General features: G+C 72.2%; 27 protein-coding genes. 11 read left to right on the top strand and 16 right to left on the bottom strand.

Translation table 11 applies throughout. The annotated features are described in order from the left end of the window. Positions 1-13 precede the first annotated feature (13 nt). Complete coding sequence (locus AB0D74_RS14955; RefSeq protein WP_362585331.1) at positions 14-754, bottom strand: SDR family oxidoreductase; 741 nt, start codon at positions 752-754, stop codon at positions 14-16. Between the two features lie 334 nt (positions 755-1,088). Between AB0D74_RS14955 and AB0D74_RS14950 the strand changes: the two genes are divergently transcribed. Both AB0D74_RS14950 and lnt read left to right on the top strand, forming a co-directional pair. Then, positions 1,089-1,574 carry a nuclear transport factor 2 family protein gene (locus AB0D74_RS14950; RefSeq protein ID WP_362585329.1) on the top strand — a complete coding sequence of 162 codons (486 nt, stop codon included), beginning with the start codon at positions 1,089-1,091 and terminating at the stop codon, positions 1,572-1,574. Between the two features lie 76 nt (positions 1,575-1,650). Further along, complete coding sequence (gene lnt, locus AB0D74_RS14945; RefSeq protein ID WP_362585326.1) at positions 1,651-3,225, top strand: apolipoprotein N-acyltransferase; 1,575 nt, start codon at positions 1,651-1,653, stop codon at positions 3,223-3,225. On the opposite strand, the gene AB0D74_RS14940 is transcribed toward lnt, so the two are convergent. Next, a complete protein-coding gene (locus AB0D74_RS14940) occupies positions 3,143-4,054 on the bottom strand; it encodes a Gfo/Idh/MocA family oxidoreductase (protein ID WP_362585323.1) in 912 nt (303 codons plus the stop codon). The genes lnt and AB0D74_RS14940 overlap by 83 nt on opposite strands. A gap of 117 nt (positions 4,055-4,171) precedes the next feature. Here AB0D74_RS14940 and AB0D74_RS14935 point away from each other — a divergent pair, with 117 nt between their 5' ends. Continuing rightward, entirely contained in the window at positions 4,172-4,684 is a 513-nt protein-coding gene (locus AB0D74_RS14935) for a DinB family protein (protein WP_362585320.1), read from the top strand. A 112-nt stretch (positions 4,685-4,796) separates the two neighbouring features. Next, the gene (locus tag AB0D74_RS14930) at positions 4,797-5,270 is read left to right on the top strand and encodes a hypothetical protein (RefSeq protein WP_362585317.1); all 474 of its coding nucleotides are present in this window, start codon (positions 4,797-4,799) and stop codon (positions 5,268-5,270) included. Between the two features lie 15 nt (positions 5,271-5,285). Here AB0D74_RS14930 and AB0D74_RS14925 read toward each other — a convergent pair whose 3' ends face one another. The 7 genes from AB0D74_RS14925 to AB0D74_RS14895 all read right to left on the bottom strand — a co-directional run bounded on the left by AB0D74_RS14925 (position 5,286) and on the right by AB0D74_RS14895 (position 11,468). Beyond that, positions 5,286-5,786, bottom strand: a complete 501-nt coding sequence (locus AB0D74_RS14925) for a hypothetical protein (protein WP_362585314.1) — start codon at positions 5,784-5,786, stop codon at positions 5,286-5,288. 170 nt (positions 5,787-5,956) lie between these two features. Beyond that, positions 5,957-6,652, bottom strand: coding sequence for a uracil-DNA glycosylase (gene ung, locus AB0D74_RS14920; RefSeq protein WP_362586010.1), 696 nt, complete (start codon positions 6,650-6,652; stop codon positions 5,957-5,959). A gap of 93 nt (positions 6,653-6,745) precedes the next feature. After that, positions 6,746-8,323: an ABC transporter substrate-binding protein gene (locus AB0D74_RS14915; protein WP_362585311.1), complete on the bottom strand. Its 1,578-nt coding sequence runs from the start codon at positions 8,321-8,323 to the stop codon at positions 6,746-6,748. 211 nt (positions 8,324-8,534) lie between these two features. Next, positions 8,535-9,296 (bottom strand): SDR family oxidoreductase, encoded by a 762-nt coding sequence (locus AB0D74_RS14910; protein WP_362585308.1) that lies wholly within the window; start codon positions 9,294-9,296, stop codon positions 8,535-8,537. A gap of 41 nt (positions 9,297-9,337) precedes the next feature. Further along, a complete protein-coding gene (gene fabG, locus AB0D74_RS14905; RefSeq protein ID WP_362585305.1) occupies positions 9,338-10,099 on the bottom strand; it encodes a 3-oxoacyl-ACP reductase FabG in 762 nt (253 codons plus the stop codon). 158 nt (positions 10,100-10,257) lie between these two features. Further along, entirely contained in the window at positions 10,258-10,707 is a 450-nt protein-coding gene (locus tag AB0D74_RS14900; protein ID WP_362585302.1) for a DUF3037 domain-containing protein, read from the bottom strand. Then, positions 10,704-11,468: a HipA family kinase gene (locus AB0D74_RS14895; protein ID WP_362585299.1), complete on the bottom strand. Its 765-nt coding sequence runs from the start codon at positions 11,466-11,468 to the stop codon at positions 10,704-10,706. The genes AB0D74_RS14900 and AB0D74_RS14895 overlap by 4 nt, the downstream gene beginning before the upstream one ends. A gap of 248 nt (positions 11,469-11,716) precedes the next feature. On the opposite strand from AB0D74_RS14895, the gene AB0D74_RS14890 reads away from it, so the two are divergent. Continuing rightward, positions 11,717-12,556, top strand: coding sequence for a helix-turn-helix transcriptional regulator (locus tag AB0D74_RS14890; protein ID WP_362585296.1), 840 nt, complete (start codon positions 11,717-11,719; stop codon positions 12,554-12,556). Positions 12,557-12,795: 239 nt separating this feature from the next. Then, entirely contained in the window at positions 12,796-13,296 is a 501-nt protein-coding gene (locus AB0D74_RS14885; RefSeq protein ID WP_362585293.1) for a Rieske (2Fe-2S) protein, read from the top strand. Between the two features lie 3 nt (positions 13,297-13,299). Here AB0D74_RS14885 and AB0D74_RS14880 read toward each other — a convergent pair whose 3' ends face one another. Beyond that, positions 13,300-13,947 carry a cysteine hydrolase gene (locus AB0D74_RS14880; RefSeq protein ID WP_362585290.1) on the bottom strand — a complete coding sequence of 216 codons (648 nt, stop codon included), beginning with the start codon at positions 13,945-13,947 and terminating at the stop codon, positions 13,300-13,302. Between the two features lie 101 nt (positions 13,948-14,048). Here AB0D74_RS14880 and AB0D74_RS14875 point away from each other — a divergent pair, with 101 nt between their 5' ends. Continuing rightward, positions 14,049-14,516 (top strand): pyridoxamine 5'-phosphate oxidase family protein, encoded by a 468-nt coding sequence (locus tag AB0D74_RS14875; RefSeq protein ID WP_362585287.1) that lies wholly within the window; start codon positions 14,049-14,051, stop codon positions 14,514-14,516. A gap of 6 nt (positions 14,517-14,522) precedes the next feature. On the opposite strand, the gene AB0D74_RS14870 is transcribed toward AB0D74_RS14875, so the two are convergent. After that, positions 14,523-15,446, bottom strand: a complete 924-nt coding sequence (locus AB0D74_RS14870) for a LysR family transcriptional regulator (protein WP_362585284.1) — start codon at positions 15,444-15,446, stop codon at positions 14,523-14,525. 74 nt (positions 15,447-15,520) lie between these two features. Here AB0D74_RS14870 and AB0D74_RS14865 point away from each other — a divergent pair, with 74 nt between their 5' ends. Then, positions 15,521-16,465: a DMT family transporter gene (locus AB0D74_RS14865; RefSeq protein ID WP_362585281.1), complete on the top strand. Its 945-nt coding sequence runs from the start codon at positions 15,521-15,523 to the stop codon at positions 16,463-16,465. A 179-nt stretch (positions 16,466-16,644) separates the two neighbouring features. Here the strand turns inward: AB0D74_RS14865 and AB0D74_RS14860 are convergent, their stop codons facing one another. Then, positions 16,645-17,973, bottom strand: a complete 1,329-nt coding sequence (locus AB0D74_RS14860) for an aminotransferase class I/II-fold pyridoxal phosphate-dependent enzyme (protein WP_362585278.1) — start codon at positions 17,971-17,973, stop codon at positions 16,645-16,647. Positions 17,974-18,009: 36 nt separating this feature from the next. On the opposite strand from AB0D74_RS14860, the gene AB0D74_RS14855 reads away from it, so the two are divergent. Then, complete coding sequence (locus AB0D74_RS14855) at positions 18,010-18,699, top strand: pyridoxamine 5'-phosphate oxidase family protein (RefSeq protein WP_362585275.1); 690 nt, start codon at positions 18,010-18,012, stop codon at positions 18,697-18,699. A 119-nt stretch (positions 18,700-18,818) separates the two neighbouring features. On the opposite strand, the gene AB0D74_RS14850 is transcribed toward AB0D74_RS14855, so the two are convergent. Continuing rightward, complete coding sequence (locus tag AB0D74_RS14850; protein WP_362585272.1) at positions 18,819-19,787, bottom strand: EamA family transporter; 969 nt, start codon at positions 19,785-19,787, stop codon at positions 18,819-18,821. A 46-nt stretch (positions 19,788-19,833) separates the two neighbouring features. Beyond that, positions 19,834-20,457 (bottom strand): Clp protease N-terminal domain-containing protein, encoded by a 624-nt coding sequence (locus AB0D74_RS14845; RefSeq protein WP_362585269.1) that lies wholly within the window; start codon positions 20,455-20,457, stop codon positions 19,834-19,836. Between the two features lie 198 nt (positions 20,458-20,655). On the opposite strand from AB0D74_RS14845, the gene AB0D74_RS14840 reads away from it, so the two are divergent. Together AB0D74_RS14840 and AB0D74_RS14835 are read left to right on the top strand one after the other, a co-directional pair. Beyond that, entirely contained in the window at positions 20,656-20,850 is a 195-nt protein-coding gene (locus AB0D74_RS14840; protein ID WP_177233345.1) for a hypothetical protein, read from the top strand. A 136-nt stretch (positions 20,851-20,986) separates the two neighbouring features. Beyond that, the gene (locus tag AB0D74_RS14835; protein ID WP_362585265.1) at positions 20,987-21,415 is read left to right on the top strand and encodes an SRPBCC family protein; all 429 of its coding nucleotides are present in this window, start codon (positions 20,987-20,989) and stop codon (positions 21,413-21,415) included. 67 nt (positions 21,416-21,482) lie between these two features. Here AB0D74_RS14835 and AB0D74_RS14830 read toward each other — a convergent pair whose 3' ends face one another. Then, complete coding sequence (locus AB0D74_RS14830; protein WP_362585262.1) at positions 21,483-22,118, bottom strand: PadR family transcriptional regulator; 636 nt, start codon at positions 22,116-22,118, stop codon at positions 21,483-21,485. Positions 22,119-22,254: 136 nt separating this feature from the next. Beyond that, a complete protein-coding gene (locus tag AB0D74_RS14825) occupies positions 22,255-23,220 on the bottom strand; it encodes a WYL domain-containing protein (RefSeq protein WP_362585259.1) in 966 nt (321 codons plus the stop codon). Between the last annotated feature and the right edge of the window lie 86 nt (positions 23,221-23,306).

Genomic DNA, 23,306 nt, shown 5'->3' with positions numbered 1-23,306 from the left:
ACCGGACCGGGGTTCACCGGCCGCCGGAGACGCGCAGCACCGTGCCGGTCGTGTAGGAGGCCTCAGGCGACAGCAGCCAGGCGATCGCGGCGGCGATCTCCTCGGGCCGGCCTGCACGGCCCAACGGCGTGGTGTGACCGACCCGTTCGGCTCGGCCCGGGTCGCCCATCGCCGCATGGATCTCGGTGTCGATGACGCCGGGTGCCACCGCGTTGACCCGCACGCCGTCGGGGCCGAGTTCCTTGGCGAGGCCCACGGTGAGGGCGTCGACGGCGGCCTTGGTCGCCGCGTAGTGGACGTACTCGCCGGGGCTGCCGAGGGTGGCCGCCGCCGAGGACACGTTCACGATCGCGCCGTTCCCCCGCGCCGCCATCAGCCGGGCGGCACGGCGTGAACAGAGCAGCGCGCCCAGCAGGTTGACCTCCACCACCCGGCGGAGATCCACGGCCTCCGCGTCGGCCAGCCGCCCGAACGGCCCGGTCACGGCGGCGTTGTTCACCAGCCCGGTGACGGCCCCCAGCTCCCGCTCCGCCGCGTCGAACAGCCCCTCCACATCGGCCTCCACGGAGGTGTCCACCCGGACCACGGCACAGCGCGCCCCGGCCTTCCGCGCCTCCTCCGCGACCGTCTCGGCGGCGTCCCCGTCCCGGACGTAACCGATCACCACGTCATGCCCGTCGGCCGCGAGCCGCAGACAGGTCGCCGCGCCGATCCCCCTGCTGCCGCCCGTGACCACCGTGACGGGACGTGACATCACAGACCTCCTCGATTCGACCGGACGACGATCTTACGACCCCGCAGGCGCGAGCACCGGCCCGCACCGGCTCTCGGCGCCGGCTCTCGGCGCCGGCTCTCGGCGCCGGCTCTCGGCGCCGGCTCTCCAGCGGGATGCCGCCACCGATCTCCTCCGCCAGGCCACCGGAGGCCTGGCGGGTGTTGCCCCGCACCGCCGGAGCGCGCGGAACTCGTCGGCACAACTCGGCTCGTCCGCACGGCTCGACGGCGAACGGTGAGGAATCCGGTTCGAACATCACCGAATATCGCCCGTGCCCCTTGGCTCCGCCCGCCCCGTGCCCAACACTGAGCCGATGACGCAGCGTGTGGAGCTCGCGACCGTGATGGACCGGCTGGCCGTGGACGAGATGGTCACCGAGTACGCGGTGGCCGTCGACGACGGTGACTGGGCGGCGTACCGGAGGCTGTTCACCGCGGACGGGCGGGCCGACTACCGCTCCGCCGGCGGGATCGAGGGCGACGTCGGACAGGTGGCCGGGTGGCTCGCGGAGAACCTGACCCTCTTCTCGATGCGGCAGCACCTGATCGTCAACCGCCTGGTGCGGTTCGGGATCCTGGAGCACGACATCGGCGACGCCGCGCACGTCCGGGCCGACTACGTCAACCCGATGCGGTTCGCCGGCGGCGACACCGCCGCCACCGCCCCGGACTTCGTGTGCGGCGGCCGGTACTCCTTCGCGTTCCTGCGTACCCGGGACGGCTGGCGGCTGCGTCAGGTGGTCGTCGAGGAGCGGTGGCGCCGACTGCCCGACCCGCGTGCGGTGGCCGTGTCCGACTGAGCCCGCGCCCGTACCCCCTGTCGGAGATCCCGCCCGGTCCCGCACACTGGAAGGACCCGCGGGCAGGAGGCGATGGATGAGCACCGTCGAGCGCTGGCTGACCTCCCCGTGGCGGCGTTCCTGCGTCGGGGCGCTCACGGGCGCGCTGCCGGTGCTTGCCTTTCCCGCGCCGTCGCTGTGGTGGTTCGCGTACGTCGCGCTGGTCCCGTGGCTGCTGCTGGCGCGCTCGGCGCCGACCGGCCGGCGGGCGGCGTACGACGGCTGGTGCGGCGGGTTCGGGTTCATGGTCGCCGTCCACCACTGGCTGCTGCCGAGCCTGCACGTGTTCATCTTCCTGATCGCCGGCCTGCTGAGCGTGTTCTGGGCGCCCTGGGGCTGGGTGACGCGCCGGCTGCTCGGCGGCGTGCCGTCGCCGGGGCGGGCCGCCGCCGCGCTGCTGGTGCTGCCCTCGGGCTGGCTGATGGTGGAGCTGGTGCGGTCCTGGCAGGGGCTCGGCGGGCCGTGGGGCATGCTCGGCGCGACCCAGTGGCAGGTGACGCCGGCGCTGCGGCTGGCCTCGGTCGGCGGGGTGTGGCTGCTGAGCTTCCTGGTGGTGGCCGTCAATGTCGCGGTCGCCGTGCTGGTGTCCGTGCGGGAGGCCCGGGTGCCCGCGGTGGCCTCGCTGGTGGCCACGGCCGCCGCGACCTCGGCCGCCTGGCTGTGGTCACCGCGCCCGGACGTCGACGGTCACGTCCGGATCGCCGTCGTACAGCCCGGCATCGTCGACGGCACCGACAGCGGGGTCCGGCGCTTCGACCGGGAGGAGCAGCTCACCCGGCGGCTGGCCGGGCAGCATCCCGATCTGATCGTCTGGGGCGAGAGCAGCGTCGGGTACGACCTCGGGGACCGGCCCGACCTCGCGCGACGGATCGCGGCCCTCTCCCGTGAGACCGGCGCGGACATCCTGGTCAACGTGGACGCCCGGCGTTCCGACCGGCCCGGTATCTACAAGAGCTCCATACTGGTCGGCGCCGACGGCCCGACCGGCGACCGGTACGACAAGATGCGGCTGGTGCCGTTCGGCGAGTACATACCGGCCCGCTCCCTGCTCGGCTGGGCCACCTCGGTCGGCAAGGCGGCCGGCGAGGACCGGCGGCGCGGCACCGAGCAGGTGGTGATGGACGTCGGCCACGGGCTGCGGATCGGCCCGATGATCTGCTTCGAGACGGCGTTCCCCGACATGAGCCGGCATCTCGCCCAGGACGGCGCGCAGGTGCTGATCGGCCAGACGTCGACCTCGTCCTTCCAGGACAGCTGGGCCCCCGAGCAGCACGCCTCGCTGGCCGCGCTCCGGGCCGCCGAGACCGGCCGCACGATGGTCCACGCCACGCTGACCGGGGTCTCCGCCGTCTACGGCCCGGGCGGCGAGCGCATCGGCTCCTGGCTCGGCACCGACGCGAGCACCGCCCGGGTCTACGAGGTGCCGATCGCCCGCGGGGTCACGCCGTTCGTGCGGTACGGCGACTGGCCGGTGGACGGGGCGCTGCTGGTGCTGGCCGCCTACTGCCTGGCCGAGGGGCTGCGGACGGTCAGGCTGCGCCGGAGTGCCGCAGCACCTCTCGTACCACCTGCTCGCACAGCTCATGAGTCGCCAGTGCGTCCCGGGCGCTGAGCACCTTCCCGGCCCGGACGGCGTCCAGGAAGGCGAGCACGGCCTGTTCGATGCCGCGCTGCCGGGCGACGGGCACCCAGTCGCCGCGCCGCCGGACCGTCGGCTGGCCCTTGTGGTCGATCACCTCGGCGAGGTTGAGGACCTGGCGCTTGGTGTCCTGCCCGGAGACCTCCAGGATCTCCTCCGCCGAGCCGCTGAGCCTGTTCATCACGCCGAGCGCCGTGAAGCCGTCGCCGGCGAGCTGGAGGACGACGTGGTGCAGCAGGCCGTCGACGGCCCGGGCGCGGACCGTCACGTCCTCGACCGGGCCGGGGGCGAGGAAGCGCAGGGTGTCCACGACGTGGATGAAGTCGTCGAGAATCATCGTGCGCGGGTCCTCGGGCAGCCCGACGCGGTTCTTCTGCATCAGGATCAGCTCGCGCGGGTGGTCGGCGCACTGCACGTAGCCGGGGGCGTGGCGCCGGTTGAAGCCGACGGCCAGCGACACGTTCCGCGCCTCGGCGAGCGTCACGAGCCGCTCGGAGTCGGCGAACCGGTAGGCGAGGGGCTTGTCGACGTACGTCGGTACGCCCGCCTCAAGGAGCCGGGCGACGATCTCCGGGTGGGCAACGGTGGCCGCGTGCACGAAGGCGGCGTCGAGGTCCTGGGCGAGGAGGTCGTCGAGGGTCGCGTGCCGGCGGCCGGCGGGCAGGTGGAGGCTGTCGGCGATCCGGTCGAGGGTGGCGGGGTTGCGGGTCTGGAGGTGGAGTTCGAGGCCCGGCAGGGTGGCCAGCACCGGCAGGTACGCCTTCTGCGCGATGTCGCCGAGTCCGATGCAGCCGACCTTCACTGACGCTCCCCTGGTGATGTGCCCGCACTTGCCCGCGGTACCGCGCGTGCCTGGAGGGCAGCATACGGGCCGATAATCCGTGGTGGGACGGGCCGGGGGTGGGCCACTATGCCGGGCATGACGACCGAACGCCGTATGCCCGCCCTGGACGCCGCCGAACGCACCATGCTGGAGGGCTGGTTGGACTTCCACCGGCAGACTCTTGCGGTGAAGTGCGAGGGTCTGACCGATGCCCAGCTGCGGACCGCCTCCGTGGAGCCTTCCCCGCTGTCCCTGATGGGGCTGGTGCGGCACATGACCGACGTGGAGCGGTCCTGGTACCGCAGGGTCCTGCGCGGCGAGGAGGCACCGCCGCTCTACTGGAGCGACGAGGATCCGGACGGCGAGTTCCGGCTCACCGAGGCGGACACCTGGCAGGAGACGTACACGGCCTGGCAGAGCGAGATCGAGGCGGCCCGGCAGGCGGCGGCCGGTTTCGGCCTGGACGATCTCTCCAAGAGCCGTCACCGCCGCACCGGCAAGGAGATGAACCTGCGCTGGATCCACACCCACATGATCGAGGAGTACGCCCGGCACAACGGGCACGCCGACCTGATCCGGGAGCGGATCGACGGCGCGACCGGCTCCTGACGTCAGCCTCGCACCCGCCCGTCCCCCGTACGGGGTGCGAGATCACCCGTGCGGGGCACCAAAGTCCTGTCGCCGGTGTCAACCTCCGCGCCGACCCAGCAGAGTTGCGCGGGTGCCTCGAACGACGACCATCGCAGCGCTCCTGGTCACCGTGACCGTCTCGGCGCTCTCCGGCTGTGTGACGGTCCAGCGCCCGGCGGTGCCGGGCCCGCCGCCGGGTACGGCGCCCTCGCTGCCCTCGGTGCCCCGCCCGGACGGCAGTGCCGCGCCGCGGGTGGTGCAGGCGCCGGTCAAGGAGGCCCTGGAGATGGTCGGGCCGTCCCGCCCGGCGCACCGGGCCGCACCGGCCGCCTCCCACACCGCAGCGCCCCCTCCCCCGGACCGCCGCCGCGCACCGGAAGCCCCGCGCGCCGCCGCTCCGCACCCCCTCGGCGTGCCCCGGTCGCACAGCCCGCGGGCCGACCTTCCCGGCCGCTCCCCCGCCGTCCCGCAGACCCCGGACGTGTGCGCCCTCGGCAAGCAGTACGGCGGCTGGGACGCGGACAGTCCGCAGGCACGGATCTGCGAACAGACGTACGGGCGTTGAGGCGCCGGCCCGGCCCTACTTCGGCCGCTGGCGCGGTGGGCCCCAGGAGTCGGCGCCCGGGTCGCCGTCGTCCCCGAGCCGGAGTTCCAGCCGGCTGATCGCGGCCCGGACCCCGTGGCCGTACCCGTCGTCGCCGAGTGCGGTGGCCGTGCCGCGGGCCCGGTGCAGGTGGCTGCGGGCGGCCTCGGCACGGCCGAGCTTGGCGTAGTCGGCGGCGAGGTTCAGATGCAGGGAGGGGTAGAAGCCGCGCAGCCGCGCGTCTCCTTCCGCCTCGTCCGCCGCGGACAACGCCCGCAGGTCCCAGGCGAGTTCGTCGGACGGGTCGTCCTGGGTGTCGGCGAGGTAGTGGGCCAGGGTGCAGCGGTGCAGGGGCTCGCCGTGCTCGCCGAGCTCCGCCCAGAGGTCGAGCAGGCGCCGACGGGCCTCCTCGCGGTCCCCGGCGTGGTGCAGCATCACGACCTGCCCGATCCGGGTGAGCACGGCATCGGGTGCCGTCCGCTCCTGTCGCTCCGCCACGGGGCCCTCCGGGCTGTCAGCCGTTGTGTGCTGCCGACGGTAAACGGCGCCGCCGGGTTTGATCGGCAGGCGGCGCCGTGGGACCGCGGGCCGGTGGTCGGCTGCGGGCCGGTGGGGGCTTGTCGCGCAGTTCCTCCCCCAGCCTTCGGCCGGGGGTACCCCCAGCGCCCCTAGGAGGTTGCCCCCAGGTTCGGGATGCGCCAGTCGATCGGCTCGTGGCCCTGGGATGCCACCGCCTCGTCGATGTGGGTGAAGGGGCGGGAGCCGAAGAACTTCTTTGCGGAGAGCGGGGACGGGTGGGCGCCCTGGATCACCACGTGCCGGGTCTCGTCGATCAGCCGGAGCTTCTTCTGCGCGTAGCCGCCCCAGAGGACGAAGACGGCCGGGTCGGGCCGGTCGGCGACCGCGCGGATCACCGCGTCCGTGAACTTCTCCCAGCCCTTGTTCTTGTGCGAGTTGGCCTCACCGGCGCGGACCGTGAGGACCGCGTTGAGCAGCAGCACGCCCTGCCGCGCCCACGGCATCAGGTAGCCGTTGTCCGGCACGGACTCCCAGCCCAGCTCCTCGCGCATCTCCTTGTAGATGTTCCGCAGGGACGGCGGGATCCGCACCCCGGGGCGGACGGAGAAGCACAGGCCGTGGCCCTGGCCCTCGCCGTGGTAGGGGTCCTGGCCGAGGACGAACACCTTGACCTGGTCGAACGGCGTCGCCTCCAGCGCGGCGAAGACCTCCTCCCGCGGCGGGTAGACGGGACCCTTCGCCCGCTCCTCCTCGACGAACTCGGTCAGCTCCTTGAAATAGGGCTGCTGCAGCTCGTCGCCCAGAACCCCGCGCCAGGACTCGGGCAGCATGGCGATGTCGGTCACGTCAACGTCCTCACGAATTGCGGTCACTTGCGGTTCCTGCTGATACCGAAAAACCTACAGGCGACCACTGACAACCGGTGCCGGACGGCGGTTTCACCAGCTGGTCTTGCGGTGCAGCTCCCACATCATCATGATCGTCGACGGGTCGAGCGCCTTCTCGCCGCCGGAGACGTCGTCGCTGGCCGCGACGTACTGCCGGCCCTGCCACAGCGGGATCAGCCGGGCGTCGTCGACGAGGATCTGCTGCGCCTCCTCGAAGTCCTTGACGACCTCGCCGCGGTCGCTCTCGCCGCGGGAGTGCGGCAGCAGTTTGCCGGTGATCACGGGGGACGGGTAGGGCGTGCCGAGGGCGTTCTGCTCGCCGACGAAGGGCGCGATGAAGTTGTCCGCGTCGGGGAAGTCCGGGAACCAGCCGCGGCCGAACACCGGGTACTCGCCCTTCTGGTAGCCGACGACATAGGTCTTCCAGGGCCGGCTCTTGAGGGTGATCGTGAACAGCCCGGAGTCGTCCAGCTGCTGCTTGAGCTCCTGGAACATCTGGCCGGTCTCGGAGCCGTAGCGGTCGGTGGTGTACCAGAAGGTGAGCGGGACCCGCCGGGTGATGCCGGCGTCGGCGAGGATCTTGTGGGCCTTGGAGGTGCTGGGGTCGCCGTAGTCGTCGAAGAAGTCGGTGGTGTGGCCGGTCAGGCCCGCCGGGACCATGGAGTACAGCGGGTCGACGGTGTCCTTGTAGACGGTGTGGGCGATCGCGGCGCGGTCGACGAGCTGGGCGACGGCCTTGCGCACGGCGGGGATCTTGGCCCACGGGTCCTCGGGGTTGAACACCAGGTAGCTGATGTCGGTGCCGGTACCGTCGATCAGTTGCAGGTCGGTGCTGCGGTGCGCCTCCAGGGCGACGATGTCGGAGGCGGCGAGACCGCGGTAGGTGACGTCGATGTCCCCGGACCGCAGGGCCTTGACCATGGTGGCCGAGTCCTGGAAGTAGCGGATCGTCACCGCGTCGTTCTGCCGCTGCGCGAAGCCCTGGTAGGTGTCGTTGCGGACCAGCTCGGCCCGCTTGCCGTCCTGGTACGACTTGAGGGTGTACGGCCCGGAGCCGTGCACGGAGTCGTCCTTGCGCAGCGAGTGGGCGGGGTAGTCGTCGGGGTCGACGACGGACATGGCCGGGGTGGCGAGCACGAACGGGAAGGTGGCGTCCGCCTTCTTGAGGTGGAAGACCACCTCGCGGTCGCCGTTCGCCTGCACTTGGTCGAGGCTGCCGAGGAGTCCGGCCGGGCCGCTGGGCGCGTTGATGCTGCGGATCCGGTCGATGGAGTACTTGACCGCTGCGGCGTCGAGCTTGTCGCCGTCGGCGAACTTGAGTCCCGAGCGCAGTTCGCAGCGGTAGGTGCGGTCACTGGAGTCCGTGAAGGCGCACTTCTGCGCGGCGTCGGGCTGCGGGGTGGTGGCGCCGTCGGGGTAGGCGAGCAGGGTCTGGTAGATGTTCCGGAACAGCTCCCAGGAGCCGTCCCACGATCCCGCCGGGTCAAGGGTGCTGGGGGCGCTGGTCGTACCGACGACGATCGGCCCGCTGTTCTCCGAGCTGCTGCCGGAGAGCACCCCGCATCCGGCGACCAGGGAGATGGACGCGAGCGCGGCGACTCTTCGCAGGCCTCGGTTCCGGTTGAACACGCGCACGCTCCTCGATCCGCCGTACCAGGGGTCGGCGGCAGACCATACCGCAGCGTTGCGCGCCTTGAAGTACCCCGGAAACACGGGCGTTGATCGAATGTGCTATGACGACGTTGTCATCCGGCTGTGCGGATCCCGCATGACCGCCGGGGCGCCGTTTTCCTCACACATGCGGCAAATATCTGTGACGAAAACGACGCCCGAGGGTCCGTCAGGCCATGCCGGCGTTGAGGAAGATGCCGCCGTCGACGACGAGCGTCTGGCCGGTGATCCAGTCGGACTGCTCCGAGGTGAGGAACGCGGCGGCGCCGCCGATGTCGGAGGGCACGCCGAGCCGCTTGAGCGGGTAGCCCGCGGCGGCCTCCGCCTCCCGGCCCTCGTAAAGGGCCTGCGCGAACTTGGTCTTGACGACCGCGGGGGCGATCGCGTTCACCCGGACGCCGGGGGCGAACTCGTGCGCCAGCTGCTGCGTCAGGTTGATCATCGCGGCCTTGCTGATGCCGTACGCGCCGATGAACGGCGAGGCCGAGAGCCCGGCGACGGAGGCGATGTTGACGATGGCGCCGCCGTTCTCCTTCTGCCAGGCGTGCCAGGTCTTCTGGGCGAAGCCGAGGGCGGAGACCACGTTGGTCTCGAACACCTTGCGGGCCACGTCCAGGTCGACGTCGGCGATCGGGCCGAACACCGGGTTGGTTCCCGCGTTGTTGACCAGGTAGTCGACGCGGCCGAAGGCCGCCATGGTGCGCTCGACGACCTCGGTCTGGTGGGCCAGGTCGTGCGCCTTGCCTGCGATGCCGATGACGCGCTCGGCGCCGAGGCGCTCGACGGCCTCCTTGAGGGCGTCCTCGTTGCGGCCGGTGATGGCGACGCGGTCGCCGCGGGCGATCAGCGCCTCGGCGACGCCGTAGCCGATGCCGCGGCTCGCGCCGGTGACGACGGCGACCTTGCCGGACAGCTCGGGCAGTTCAGTCATGTCAGTGTTCCCCAGGTTCCCCGGTGTTCTGCGGTGTTCTGCTAGTCGAGCGGTCCGCCGGCCACGTACAGCACCTGGCCGGAGACGAAGCCGGCGGCCTCGTTCGTGAAGAAGGCGATGGCGTTGGCGATGTCCTCGGGCTCGCCGACGCGCTGCACCGGGATCTGGGTGGCCGCGGCGGCCTTGAACTCCTCGAAGCCCATCTTGACTCGGTCGGCGGTGGCCTTGGTCATCTCGGTGGCGATGAAGCCGGGGGCGACGGCGTTGGCGGTGATGCCGAACTTGCCGAGCTCGATGGCGAGGGTCTTGGTGAAGCCCTGCAGACCGGCCTTGGCGGCGGAGTAGTTGGCCTGGCCGCGGTTGCCGAGCGCAGAGGAGGAGGACAGGTTGACCACGCGTCCCCAGCCGGCCTCGACCATGTGCTGCTGGACGGCCTTGGTCATCAGGAAGGAGCCGCGCAGGTGCACGTTGAGGACCGTGTCCCAGTCGGACGCGGACATCTTGAACAGCAGGTTGTCGCGGAGCACGCCGGCGTTGTTGACCAGGATGGTCGGGGCGCCCAGCTCCTCGACGACGCGCGCGATCGCCGCGGCGACCTGGGCCTCGTCGGAGACGTCGGCACCGACCGCGATCGCCTTGCCGCCGGCGGCGGTGATCTTCTCGACGGTGTCCTTGCAGGCGGCCTCGTCGAGGTCGATCACGGCGACCGCGCGGCCCTCGGCGGCCAGTCGTACGGCGGTGGCGGCGCCGATGCCGCGCGCGGCACCGGTGACGACGGCTACCCGCTGCTCAGTGCTGGACATTGCTGTTTCTCCTCGCCCTTGAGAATTCTTGGCTCAACCTGAGAACACCTGATCGAGAACCCGGCCGCGGTGGTGAGCGACCGCTTAGTACCTTCGACAGACGTGACGCTAGAAGCCCTGGCACGCGGTGTCAACGTCACGCCGCGCAGTGTGATCCATTACCTCACCAGGAGGCCCAGCAACCGTTCCGTCTCGGCGGCCGGGTCGTGGGTGAGCCCGGTGTGCACGGGTCCCGGCTGTACGACGGTGGAGCGGGGCGCCACCAGCCAGCGGAAGCGCCGCCCCGGGTCGTCCCCGGCCGCGTGCCCCGCCGCCGCGCCGCCCGCGCAGACCCGCTCTACCGCGCCGAGCGCGGCCCGCACCCCGGCGACGTCCGCCTCCGGGTCCAGGGCCAGCAGCCGCGCCTCGTCGAGATGGGTGCGGGCGCCGACGTAGCCCTTGGCCCGGCAGTACACCAGCACGCCGGCGTTGATGCACTCGCCGCGCTCCACCCGGGGTACGACGCGCACCAGGGCGTACTCGAAGACGTCCCGGCCACCGCCCTGGCCCGCCCGGGTGATGTGGCGCTCGGTCATCTGCCCGGCCACGTTGATGTGGGTCTCGCTCACTTGGTCCCCTCGATGCCGGTGATGCGCTCGTGGATGACGGCGGCCCGGGCGAGCAGCGGCCGTGCGTAGGTGCGCCGCAGGTCGTCGGGGGTGTCGAAGCCGGGCTCGGCGATGAGCCAGACGTCCGGGATCTCGGCGGTGACCTCGGCGAGCAGGTCCTCGGTGACCCGGGGCGCCAAGTCCGCGGCTGCCGCCCGGACATCGGGGCCGAACCCGCTGAGCGCGTGGTCGGCGGCGTCGTACGGGCGGGCGGCGGACGCCTCGGCGGACGGCCAGTTGTGCTGCCAGATCATGGTGGCGCCGTGGTCGATGAGCCACAGGTCGCCGTGGTGGACCAGCAGGTTGGGGTTGCGCCAGGAGCGGTCGACGTTGTTGACCAGCGCGTCGAACCAGACGATCCGCCCGGCCTCCTCGGGGCTCACCGCGAAGGCGAGCGGGTCGAAGCCGAGGGCGCCGGACAGGAAGTCCATGCCGAGGTTGGTGCCGCCGCTGCCCCGCAGCAGGTCCTGCACCTGCTGCTCGGGTTCGCCGAGCCCCAGCACCGGGTCCAGTGCGACGGTGACCAGACGGGGCATCCGGAACCCGAGCCGGCGCGCGAGTTCACCGCAGACGACCTCGGCGACCAGCGTCTTGCGGCCCTGCCCGGCGCCGGTGAACTTCATGACGTACGTCCCGAGGTCGTCGCCCTCGACGAGCCCCGGTAGCGAGCCGCCCTCCCGCAGAGGCGTGATGTAGCGGGTCGCGGTGACTTCTCGCAGCATTTTCCCAGGCCATCCAGCTTCTCAACCAGGCAGTCGGCGACCGGGGGTGACCTCCGGCACGAAGTGAGCATAGTAACCGAGCGTGACAGCGGGCGCGGCGCGCCCCCACCCCCGCACCGGGGGCGGTCACGGGAACACGGCGTCCATGACTCCAGCGCATACCACCTGTTCCCAAGTCTCGTTGGCGTCATGGTCATCGAGGCTCCTACTGTGAGGTGTGGAACCACCGTCCAGGAGGAGTCCGGCCCATGGCAGACCTGGTCCAGCGCGACGAACTCGGCGCCTTTCTCCGCGCCCGGCGGGAGGCGACCGACCCGGCGGCGGCAGGCTTCCGGTCCGGGCCGCGGCGCCGTACCCCGGGGCTGCGCCGCGAGGAGCTGGCGCAGCTCGCCGGGCTGAGCGCCACCTGGTACACGTGGCTCGAACAGGGCCGTGACATCAGCGTGAGCAGGCAGGTCATCGAGAGCCTGGCCCGTGCGCTGCGGCTCTCCGGGCCGCAGCGCACGCACCTGTTCACGCTGGCCGCCTTGGAGCCACCGCCCACGGGTCCGGCACCCGTGAAGGTCGACCCGCTGCTCGAACGGCTGGTGCGGGAGCTGTCACCCAAGCCCGCCTACGTGATGAACCCCTGGTGGGACCTGCTGGCGTACAACGACGCGTACGCCGAGTTGCTCGGCGGCCTCGACCAGCGCCCCGAGGACGAGCGCAACATCCTCTGGATCACCTTCACCGAGTCACGGGGTTCCGGGCTGTTCGTCGACTGGCTCGGCGAGGCACGCTCCCTGGCCGGCCAGTTGCGGGTGGCCCTCGCCCGCTACCCCGACGATCCGCGCGGCCCCGCGCTCCTGGAGTCGCTGCTGGACTCCTCCGACGCGTTCCGCGCGCTGTGGGACGAGCGGAGCGTCAGCGGGGTCGCCTCCCCCCGGAAGGAACTCCGGCACCCGCGGCTCGGGCGCGTCGACGTGGACAGCCTGAGACTGGCGGACGCCCAGGACGAGGAGCTCTCCCTCGTCGTCCTCCTGCCCGCGGAGAGGGACGGCTCCGAACAAGGAAATCCGGGTAAAGAATTCCGGGTGGGCGACGAGTAGGCGGAGAGGGCCCCGCTGTCGTCTGCCGGCCCTTCTGCCAGGCCCGTCCGGCGTGCCGCCGCGGGAAGCCGGCGGCTCCGCTCCGGCGCAGGTCAGGACCGACAGCGAACCGACAGCGCCCTTTTACCGAAGCCTCATGTCCAGGTGGTCACTATCTGGATGCCGTCTGAACAGGTGGTGCCCGAAGACCGTACCCCTGGACGGATCAACGAGAAGCTCCGCGGAAGGGAACCCCTCACATGACCAGCGCACCGCTCAACCCCTCGGCCAACCCGGCTCGCCGCACCGTGATGGCGGCGGCCGGAGCGGCAGGGCTCGCCGCCGCGCTGACCGCCTGTGGGTCGTCGAACGACGACTCGTCGAGCACGACCACCACGAACGGCACCACGGGCGGTGGCTCCACCACCCAGGACAGCAACGGCTCGGCCGGCGGCTCCACGGCAGCGGCCGGTGGCACCGCGCTCGCCAAGACCACGGACATCCCCGAGGGCGGCGGCACCATCTACAAGGACCAGGCCGTGGTCGTCACCCAGCCGACGTCCGGCACGTACAAGGCGTTCTCGACGAAGTGCCCGCACGCCGGCTGCGCGGTGGCCAGCATCGCCGACGGCGAGATCGTCTGCCCCTGTCACGGCAGCAAGTTCGCCATAGCCGACGGCAGCGTGAAGCAGGGCCCGGCGACCACGGGTCTGACGGCGGCCAACATCACGGTCAGCGGCGACCAGATCTCGCTGGCCTGATCCTCAGGACCGCCGGCGCGGTTGTTTGAGGCAGCCGAGCACCTCGTCCGTGGTCGCGACCGTGGCGACCAACGCGAGGGTGTTGCGGACCATCGCGGGGGTGTACTCGGGGGGCACTCCCGCGATGGCGTCGGCCGGGACGACGGCCGTGTAGCCCAGGTTGACCGCGTCGAACACAGCGTTCGGGACGGCCACGTTGGCCGAGACACCGGTGACGACCAGGGTGCGGCAGCCGAGGTTGCGCAGCAGCGGGTCGACGTCGGTGCCCTGGATCGGCGACAGACCGTGCAGCCGTCGTACGACGAGGTCCTCCTCCGAGACCTCGATGGGGGGCGCGACGCGGACCGCCGCGGTGCCGGAGAGCTGCTGGACGGGCAGCCGTTCGGCGGCGCGGAACAGCCGGGCGTTGCGGTTCGCACCGCGGCCGTCGGGGCGGCGTTCGGCGACCGCGTGGATCACCTGGACGCCGGTGTCGTGCGCGGCGGCTACGAGGCGGGCGATGTTGCCGAGGGCACCCGACGTCCGTGCCTCACGGGCGAGTTCGGGCAGCGCGCTCTCCGGACCCACCACGCCCTGCTGGCACTCGACGGTGAGCAGCACGGTGCTCGCCGGGTCGAGGAGTTCAGCGAGCCGTTCGTACGACGACGGCATGACGCCCCCTTCCGCCTTGGTGCGGGGCGGGTGACACTAACCGCCATCGCGCGGGAACGGAAGAAGAGACAGAAGAAGAGAGACCGAAGAAGGGGGGCCGCATGACCGTCACTCAGCGCCGGGGCCGGAAGATCATGATGACGCCCGGCGAACTGGACGAATTCCTCAGCACACAGCGCACCTGCCGGGTCGCGACCGTCTCGGCGTCCGGCGCCCCGCACGTGAGCGCCCTGTGGTTCGCCTGGGACGGCACGTCGCTGTGGCTCTACTCGGTGGTGCGCAGCCAGCGCTGGAAGGACCTCAGCCGCGATCCGCGGGTCGCGGTCGTCGTCGACTCCGGTGAGGAGTACGACCAGTTGCGCGGCGTCGAGCTGCGCGGGACCGTCGAGTTCGTGGGCGAGGTGCCGCGCACCGGCGAACTGGTCGCCGAACTCGATTACATCGAGACGGTGTTCGCCCGCAAGAACTTCGGTTTGGACGAGATGCCGCACGACGGCCGGCACGCCTGGGCACGGCTCACCCCGACGAAGACCGCCTCCTGGGACTTCCGCAAGCTGGGCTCGGCGTAGGGAAGTTCACGAGCCGGTCGAGCCGACCGGGCCGACCGAGTCGGCCGCGCCGCGCAGGGCCTGGACCGCCGCCCGGATCGAGGGGCGGCGGTCGGCGTCGGCCCGCCAGACGACGTACACATGGCGGCGCACCCGCTGCTTCAGCGGCACCATGACCACGCCCTCGGGCACCGGGTGACGGCCCAGCAACGGGGCGATGCAGACCCCCAACCCGGCTGCCACCAGGTTGAGCTGGGTGTGCGTCTCGGCCGCGCGATGCCCGACGATGGGCTCGATGCCGCGGGAGCGCAGCGTGAACATCAGCCATTCGTGGCAGAACTCGCCCTCGCCCCAGGTGATCCACTCGTCGTCGGCGAACTCCCCGAGGTCCACCTCCTCGCGGCCGGCGAGCCGGTGCCCGGCCGGGAGCGCCACCTCGGCCGGATCGTCCAGCAGGGGCGCCTTGACGAGGCCGTCGGGCACCGGCATCGGCTTGTTGTACCAGTCCAGGACGACGGCGAGGTCGAGATCGCCGCGGACGACCCCGGCGACGCCGTTCTCCGGTTCCAGTTCGCTGGAGCGGACGCGCAGCGCCGGGTGCCGGGTGCGCAGGGCGGCCAGTGCGGTCGGGAACAGGCCGCGGGCGGCCGTCGGGAACGCGGACAGCCGGAGTTCGCCGACGACCTGGCCCCGGTGCGCCTCCAGGTCGGACTGGGCCAGCTCGACCTGGGAGAGGATCCGGGCCGCGTGCTCGGCGAGCAGCCGCCCGGCGTCGGTGAGCCGGATGCCCCGGCCGTTCTTCGCCAGGAGCTGCTGGTCCACCTCGCGCTCCAGCTTGCCCATCTGCTGGGACACCGCCGACGTCGTGACGTGCAGGGCCTCGGCGGCGCCGCTGACCGAGCCGTGCCGGGCGAGGGCGTCGAGGGTGCGCAGGCGCTCCAGGTTCAACATGTAAGCGATTCTAAGAGGTACCCGGTGTGAAGTCTCGATTGTGCTACGAGGTCGCCTGCCGCATCGTGGAGGTCATGAGCACCGTGACCACCGCCGCGACCAGCGAGTCCGCACCGGCCGCCGCCCCTTCCCGCCCCCGTCTGGACTGGCGGCTGCGCTTCGGCGCCCTGTCGCTGATCTGGGGCTTCAGCTTCCTCTTCATCAAGGTGGGGACGGAGGGCTACGCACCGTTCCAGGTCACGCTGGGCAGGCTGGTGTTCGGTACGGCGGTCCTCGCGGCGGCGATGGCCGTGAAGCGGCAGCGGCTGCCGCACGGGGCCCGTACCTGGGGGCATCTGGCGGTCGCCGCGTTCCTGCTCAACGCGCTGCCGTTCTCCCTCTTCGCCTACGCGGAGCTGACGATCCCGTCGACCCTGGCCGGGATCTGCAACGCGACCTCGCCGCTGTGGGGGATGCTGCTGTCGCTGGTGGCCCTCTCGGAGGACCGGCCGACGCGGGTCCGGTTCGCCGGGCTTGGCCTGGGGTTAATCGGTGTACTGACGGTGCTGGGCGCCTGGGAGGGCTTTCACGGCCTGGACGTCACGGGGACCGTCATGGCGCTGCTGGCCTCGCTGAGCTATCCGATCGGTTGGATCTACGTCCGGCGGACGCTGGCCGGGACGGGGGACTCCCATCTGGCGATGACCGGCGCGCAGCTGCTGCTGGCGACGGCGCAACTCGCCGTGGTGACCCCGTTGTTCACGTCCTTCCCGGCGCACTTCGCCCCGGTCCCGCTGCTGGCGATCGCCGCGCTCGGCGCGCTGGGGACGGGGCTGGCGGTCCTCGTCCAGTACGGCCTGGTGGCGGAGGTGGGCCCGACCACCGCCCAGATGGTCACCTACTTCATCCCGGTCATCGCCGCGGCGGCGGGCGTCGCGGTGCTGGGCGAGTCGCTGCGCTGGAGCACGCCGGTGGGTGCGACGGTGGTGCTGGCGGGGGCCGCGCTCACGCAGGTCCGGCCGAGGGGGCGCACGTCCTGAGGCACCTGGGTGGGTGCGGGTGGCGGTGGGTTGGTCGCGCAGTTCCCCGCGCCCCTTTCAGGGGCATCGGCCCAGGCGCCCCTTCAGGGGCGCGGGGAACTGCGCGACCAGCCACAACGGCGCCGCGGACGGCACATCACGGCACATCACGGCACATCACGGCGCTCCCGGCGGAGCGCTCACGCCTGGATCCGGCCCTTCGCCGGCGCCACCGCTCTCGCCACCGCCGCCGCCAGCGAACCGGCCTCCCCGGGTGTCAGCGTCGAGACGGTGACGCGGACGGCCGGCGGGGTCGACAGCCGATAACGCGCCCCCGGCGCCACCGCCCACCCTTCGAGCAGCAGGCGGGAGACCGCGGCCGTCTCGTCCGGCACCGGGACCCAGACGTTCATGCCGCTGCGCCCGTGCGCCTCGACGCCGTGGTCCGCGAGCGCGTCGATCAGGAGCTCGCGACGGGCCCGGTAGGCGGCGGCCACCTCCGGGCCGGTCACCGCGCCGTCGGCCCACATCCGGACCACCGTGCGTTGCAGCAGGCGGCTCACCCAGCCCGGGCCCAGGCGCTGGCGCCCCCGCACCCGGTCGACCGTCACCTCGTCGCCGGTCAGGGTGGCCAGCCGCAGGTCGGGGCCGTAGGCCTTGGCGACCGAGCGGACGAAGGCCCAGTGGTGGGTGACGCCCGCCAGGGGGTGCAGGGGGAGGTCGACGATGCCGTGGCCGTGGTCGTCCTCGATCAGCAGGGTGTGCGGGTGGGCGCGCAGGACGGCCCGCAGGGCACGCGCGCGTGCGGCGCTCACCGCGGCGCCGGTGGGGTTGTGCGCCCGGGCCGTGACGATCAGGGCGCGCGCCCCGGACTCCAGCGCCCGGCGCAGGGCGTCGGCACGCGGCCCCTCGTCGTCGACGGCCACCGGGACGGTGCGCAGCCCCAGCGCGGGAACCAGGTCGAGGGTGCGGCCCCAGCCGGGGTCCTCGACGGCCACCGCGTCACCGGGCTTGAGGTGCGCCAGCAGGACGCGTTCGGCGGCGTCCAGGGAGCCCGAGGTGACGGTGAACGGCCCGTCGGGCACACCGTCCGCGGCCAGTTCGGCGCGCGCCATCCGCTCCAGCTCGGGCTCGACGGGGTCGACGCCGTAGAGGACCGGGGCACGGTCGCACTCGGCCGCCACCACCGCCAGGGCCGGGGCGAGAGCGGGGAGCAGCGCGGGGTCGGGGTTGCCGGAGGACAGGTCGCGCACCCCGGCCGGGACCTCGGGAAGCTGGTCCCGCCCGGTGGTGGCCGGCTTCGGCCGGACCCGGCTGCCCCGCCGGCCGGCGGTCTCGATGACCCCGCGTTCGCGCAGGGTGCGGTACGCGGCTGCGACCGTATTGGGGTTCACCCCGAGCCTGCTCGCCAACTCCCGCATCGGGGGCAGCAGTTGCCCCGGCTCCAGCTCCCCGGAACCCACCGCGCGCTCGACGCTGGCCGCAATCTCTGCTGCGCCGCGCCCTTCGATCGGATATTCTCCTAGCACAAACAACATTATGCACTAGTGCAATGGAGATGCGCAATGGAGACAGCCGTACCGGGGACCGTCCCGGCCCAGCCCGCCGCCTACCCGAGGACGGACCGCACCGTTCCCACCCGCTCCGCCGAGCGGGCGTCGTACGACAGGGAGCTGGTGCACGCGATCCTCGACGAGGGCTACCTCTGCCACCTCGGATTCGTGCGCGACGGCGCGCCGGTGGTGCTGCCGACGCTGTACGGCCGGGTCGGCGAGGTCCTGTACCTGCACGGTTCGACGGGCTCGCGCCCGCTGCGGATGACCGGCCAGGCCGACCCCGGGCTCGCGGTGTGCGTGACGGTCACCCATGTCGACGGCCTCGTGCTGGCCCGCTCGGCCTTCCACCACTCGGTCAACTACCGCTCCGTGGTGGTGCACGGCATCGCCCACCAGGTCACCGACCCCGCCGAGAAGAGCCGCGCGCTGGACGCCCTGGTCGACCACGTGGTGCCGGGCCGGACCGCCGACTCCCGCCCCGCCGACAAGAAGGAACTGGCCGCGACCGCGGTGATCCGCCTCGACCTGACCGAGGTCTCCGCCAAGACCCGTACGGGCGGCGCGAACGACGATCCGGAGGACCTGGACCTCCCGCACTGGGCGGGCGTGCTGCCGCTGCGCAAGGGGTACGAGGCCCCGGTCCCGAACGGCGACCTGGCGGCCGATGTCCCGGTGCCCCCGTACCTGACGGGTGCCTGAGGCGGGTTCCGGCGAGGGCCCGCCGGCAGCACCCCCGAAGGGACGCGAGGAACCGCCCGACCGGCCACGACGGCGCCGCGGACGAACCGCGGCCCATCGCGGCCATCGCAGCGGAGCACTCAGGCCGAGGCGACCGGCTCCTTCGCCGTGCTCCGGCTCACCACCGACTCCTTCGCCGGAGTCGAGGACTGCGCGATGAACGCGCCCAGCAGGACCACGGATCCCCCCACCACCTGCGGCGCCGACAGATGCTCCCCCAGCAGCACCCAGGCCAGCACCGTCGCCACCACCGCCTCCAGGCAGGCCACCACCCCCGCCACCTGCGGAGACAACCGGCGTACCGACACCACACCGGTGATGTAGGCGATGACGGTCGCCACCAGCACGATCCAGGCCAGCAACGCCCCCGCGGGCACCGTGCCCCCGTTCATCCGCACGGAGCCGCCCAGCACCGACCAGTCCATCTCCCACGGCCGGGCCACCACCGTGAGCAGGCCGGCCCCGACCAGCAGCCCGTACGCGATCACCCCGAGCGGATCCGCCTCCTCGCCCCCGCCGTGGTCGGCGAGCACGAAGTACCCCACCTGGCAGCAGGCCGCGGCGAGCGCCAGCACCAGCCCCAGCGCGTCGAACCGCAGCCCCGACCACACCTCCACCACGCACGCGAGGCCGCCCGCCGCGAGGACCACACCGAGCGCGGCGGCGCGGGTGACCGGCCGCCGCTGCACGAACCGGACCCAGCCGAGCACCAGCGCGGGAGCGAGGTACTCCACGAGCAGCGCCACTCCCACCGGTATCCGGGAGATCGCGGCGAAGTAGCAGGCCTGGACGCCGGCCACGGCGAGCAGGCCGAACCCGGCGAGCAGCGCCGGGCGGCGGCGCGGCAGATCGCGGTGGCGGACGGCGAGCGGCAGCATCACCAGCGCGGCGCCCGCCACCCGCAGCCACACCACGTGCAGCGGCGCGAGTCCGGCTTCGATCAGGGGCTTGGCGGCGACGCCGGAGCCGCCGAAGGCGAGCGCCGAGCCGACGGCGAGGGAGAGCCCGAGGCCCTTTCCATGGCTGCTGTCAGTGGTGTGCACCGGCACATGATGCCAGCAGGCGACATGACCGTCACCCCCAATGGCACCTGTCTCAACGGCCGGACGTGCGGCGCTCCGCCTCGGCGTCCGGGACCGCGCCGACCGGCCCGGCCGCCCCGGCCTGCCCGACCGCCCCGTCGCCGTCTATCCGCACGGCCAGCGCGCGGGCGGCCACCCCGGCCCGCTCCAGCACCTCCACGGCCCGGGACTCCGGGTCGAGGACCAGGCCCGCGAGCAGGTCGATGCCGTCGCAGTGGGCCGCGCCGCGGCGCCGGGCGCGGCTGCGGGCGTACTCCAGGGCGGCGGCGGCCACCGGCGACCAGGCGCCGTCGCCCTTGCCCTCGGCCCTGCGCTCGGCGTGCGCGAGGGCGGGCAGCGCGCCGGAGTCCTCGATCCCGCCCTGCCAGCGCAGGCCGTAGCCGATGCTGCGCTGCACGAGGTAGCCGAGCAGGCGGGCGAGTTGCGGGGCGTCGCCGATGACGGCGCGCACGTCGGGGTCGGACTCGATCAGCGAGTGCAGCAGATGGGCGGTGTCGACCTGGCGGTCCCCGTCCCGCACGGCCCGGCGGCGGGCACCGGCGACCACCGCTGCCGGCCCGGCACCGAGCCCGGCATCGTCGTCCGCGTGGATACCGCCCTGGTCCTGGGCGGGCTGGCGGGGAATACGGGGTTGCACACCCCTACCCCATCAATCCCGCAGGCCTGAGTCATCGGCAGGGGGAAGCATTTTCGCGTCCCACGCAGAGTGGACGCGGATGGCCGGAATCTCCTCCTTGCGGATGAGATCAGGCTGATTCCGGCCAACAGGCGCGCGCCGTCTTGCCGCGCGCCCCTTACGCAACCGTCGCACACCCGCCGTACGTCTCCCCCTGACATGGAGAGCGGGTGCTGTTGCTGGCTGGTCGCCCTGCCGGCGGTCGACGGCAGGCAGTACGTGTACCGGGTCTACGCCCCGGCGGACGCGCTGCTCGCGGACCTGTTCTGGGACGCCTGGCACTGCCACGACGAGAGCGCGCTGCCGCGCGCGTGGGACCTTTTCGACGCGGCGCTGATACGGCGGGTCGGCTGAGCGGCCGGGGCGGGACCGGCCGCCGGGGCGGCGGCTCACGGATCCGCACATTTCCTGACGGTTCATCAGTATTGAATGTTCGAGGCCCTGCGGCTACGTTCCGCGACACCGTAGCCCGACACGAAGGGGTGGCCCGATGGCCGAAGTCAGCGCGGAGGCACGCATCCAGGCACCGGCCGAGAAGGTGTGGGCACAGCTCACCGACTGGTCGGCGTACGGCGAGTGGAACGCGACCCACACCAACTTTCCCAAGGGCGGCCCCGAGACCCTGGCGGTGGGCGGCACCTTCCAGGAGAACATGAAGCTGATGGGCTTCCCGGCGGAGGTCGAGTGGACCATCGAGGAACTGGAGCCGGCCCGGGTGCTGGCGATCCGTGGCAAGGGCCCGATGGCGGTGACCGTCGCCACGCGCTACACGCTCACTCCGGACGCGGACGCGACCGGCGTGCGGATCGACGGCGAGTTCACGGGCGCGGCCGTGTCGCTGATGGCGGGCAAGCTCAAGGACTCGGCGACGGCGGCCCTCAACGAGTCGCTGCGCAAGCTGGGCGGCCTGGTGGCCTGAGCCCGTTCCTCCGCACACGGAAGGGCGCCCCCCGGAGTGGTCCGGGGGGCGCCCTGTGCGCCGTGGGTCAGTCCTCGTCGGCGAGGATGAGGTACAGCTTCTTGCGGGTCTCGTTGATGACGGCCAGCGCCTTCTCGCGCTGCTCCTTGCTGCCGGTCTTCCAGACCTGCCCGAAGGCCTCCATCAGGCCGAAGCCGGCCTGGCGGATCTCGCTCAGGGCCTCGAAGTCCACCCCGCGGGAAGCCTCTTCCCAGGGGGCGTCGGGGCCCTCGTCGGCGGCGGTACGGCCGCTGTCGGTCAGGGAGAACAGCTTCTTGCCGCCCTCGCTCTCGCTGGCGATCAGGCCCTCGTCCTCCAGCAGCTGGAGCGTCGGGTAGACCGAGCCGGGGCTGGGCTTCCACGCGCCGCCGCTGCGCTCGGCGATCTCCTGGATCATCTCGTAACCGTGCATCGGGCGGTCCTTCAGCAGGGCCAGGATCGAGGCCCGCACGTCACCGCGCCGCGCCCTTCCCCTCGGGCCACCGCGCCCTCGCGGCCCCCAGTGGCCCGGTCCGAAACCGGGTCCGCCGGGACCGAAGCCGGGCCCACCCGGGCCGAAGGGCCCGAACGCCGCACGACGACCGTCCCGCCCACCGAAGCCGCCCCGCCCCTGCGGGTGAGGGCCGGCCTGTCCATGTCCACGCTCGAATCCGTGGGAACGCATAACAATCACTCCATCCATCGTTGATCTGTCGCGTATCTTTCGCGATGTCTCAACGATATATCGGAACCGTTCGGATGACAAGCCCCTCCGAACAGGCCCCTTCGACCGCGGCCGATCGCCTGTCGGTCGTTGCGGGTCAGGACGGTGGCGACGGCGCATAGTGGTGGGCGAGGTGGGTGGCGAGGTCGCGGAGGTGAGCCCTGGCTTCGGTGGGGCCGTGCACAGTGATGGCGCTCCCGAACGGCAGCAGCGCCCGGACGTCCTCCAGTTGCAGGAAGCGGATCGTCACCTTGTGGCCGGTGGCGGATCCCTCACGGTCGTCCCGGACGAGGCGTCGGCCGAAGATCCGTCGCGCCCGCTCGATCTGGGTCTCGTCGACGGTGGCGCTGACCTCTATCGCATGATGCTGTTCCCACTGATCAACGAGCGCCGCGGCGACGGTGGCCAGGGTCTGGCTCTCGCGGATCCGCCGCGGCTGGTCGACTTCCTTCCACGCCGTGATCCGTTCGAGTCGGTACATCCGTGGCACTCGGGCCCGGTCGGCGACGAGGTACCAGGTGCCGGCCTTGGCGAACAGCCCGTAGGGATCCACGACCAGGGCGCGTGAGCATGACTCGCGTGAGCTGTCGTACTCGATCCGCAGCCGGCGGCCTCGCCGTACCGGGCCGATCAGCGAAGCCGGAGTCGTACCGGAAGTGGGCGCCTGGAGCCAGGGACGGCTGTCCACGTGCACCACGTCGGTGAGCGGCAGGAGTTCACGAACCCGACGTGACCGCGCAGCGGCGATCTTGGAGAGCGCCCGTCGGCTTTCGGCGGATGCGTCGAGCTCCGCGCGTTGCTTCTCGTCCAGCCCGGTGAGGGACAGATGATCACGCTCGCCCGGTGTGAGTCGCGTGAGGTCGAGCCCGGACCCGGGCAGCATGGTCACGCCTCCGAGGCGGCCCCGGTGTGCGGTCACCGGCAGACCGGCGTCGCGGAGCCAGTTCAGGTCCCGGGTGACGGTTCGAAGGGACACCCCGAGCGCCGAGGCAAGTTCCTGCGTGGTCACGGGATCCCTCGATGCGAGGAGCAGCATCAGGGAGAAGAAGCGGTCTGGGGTCACACGCCGATTTTTTCAAGGAATTGCGACACGATGCGGCGTATATCCCGGCCAGGCTGATGGATGCCCACCAACGACCTGCGCGAGGG

Source organism: Streptomyces sp. NPDC048278, assembly GCF_040652195.1.
GTDB lineage: Bacteria > Actinomycetota > Actinomycetes > Streptomycetales > Streptomycetaceae > Streptomyces.
The sequence above is the reverse complement of the archived record's forward strand: the minus strand, read 5'-3'. Positions and strand labels throughout refer to the sequence as shown.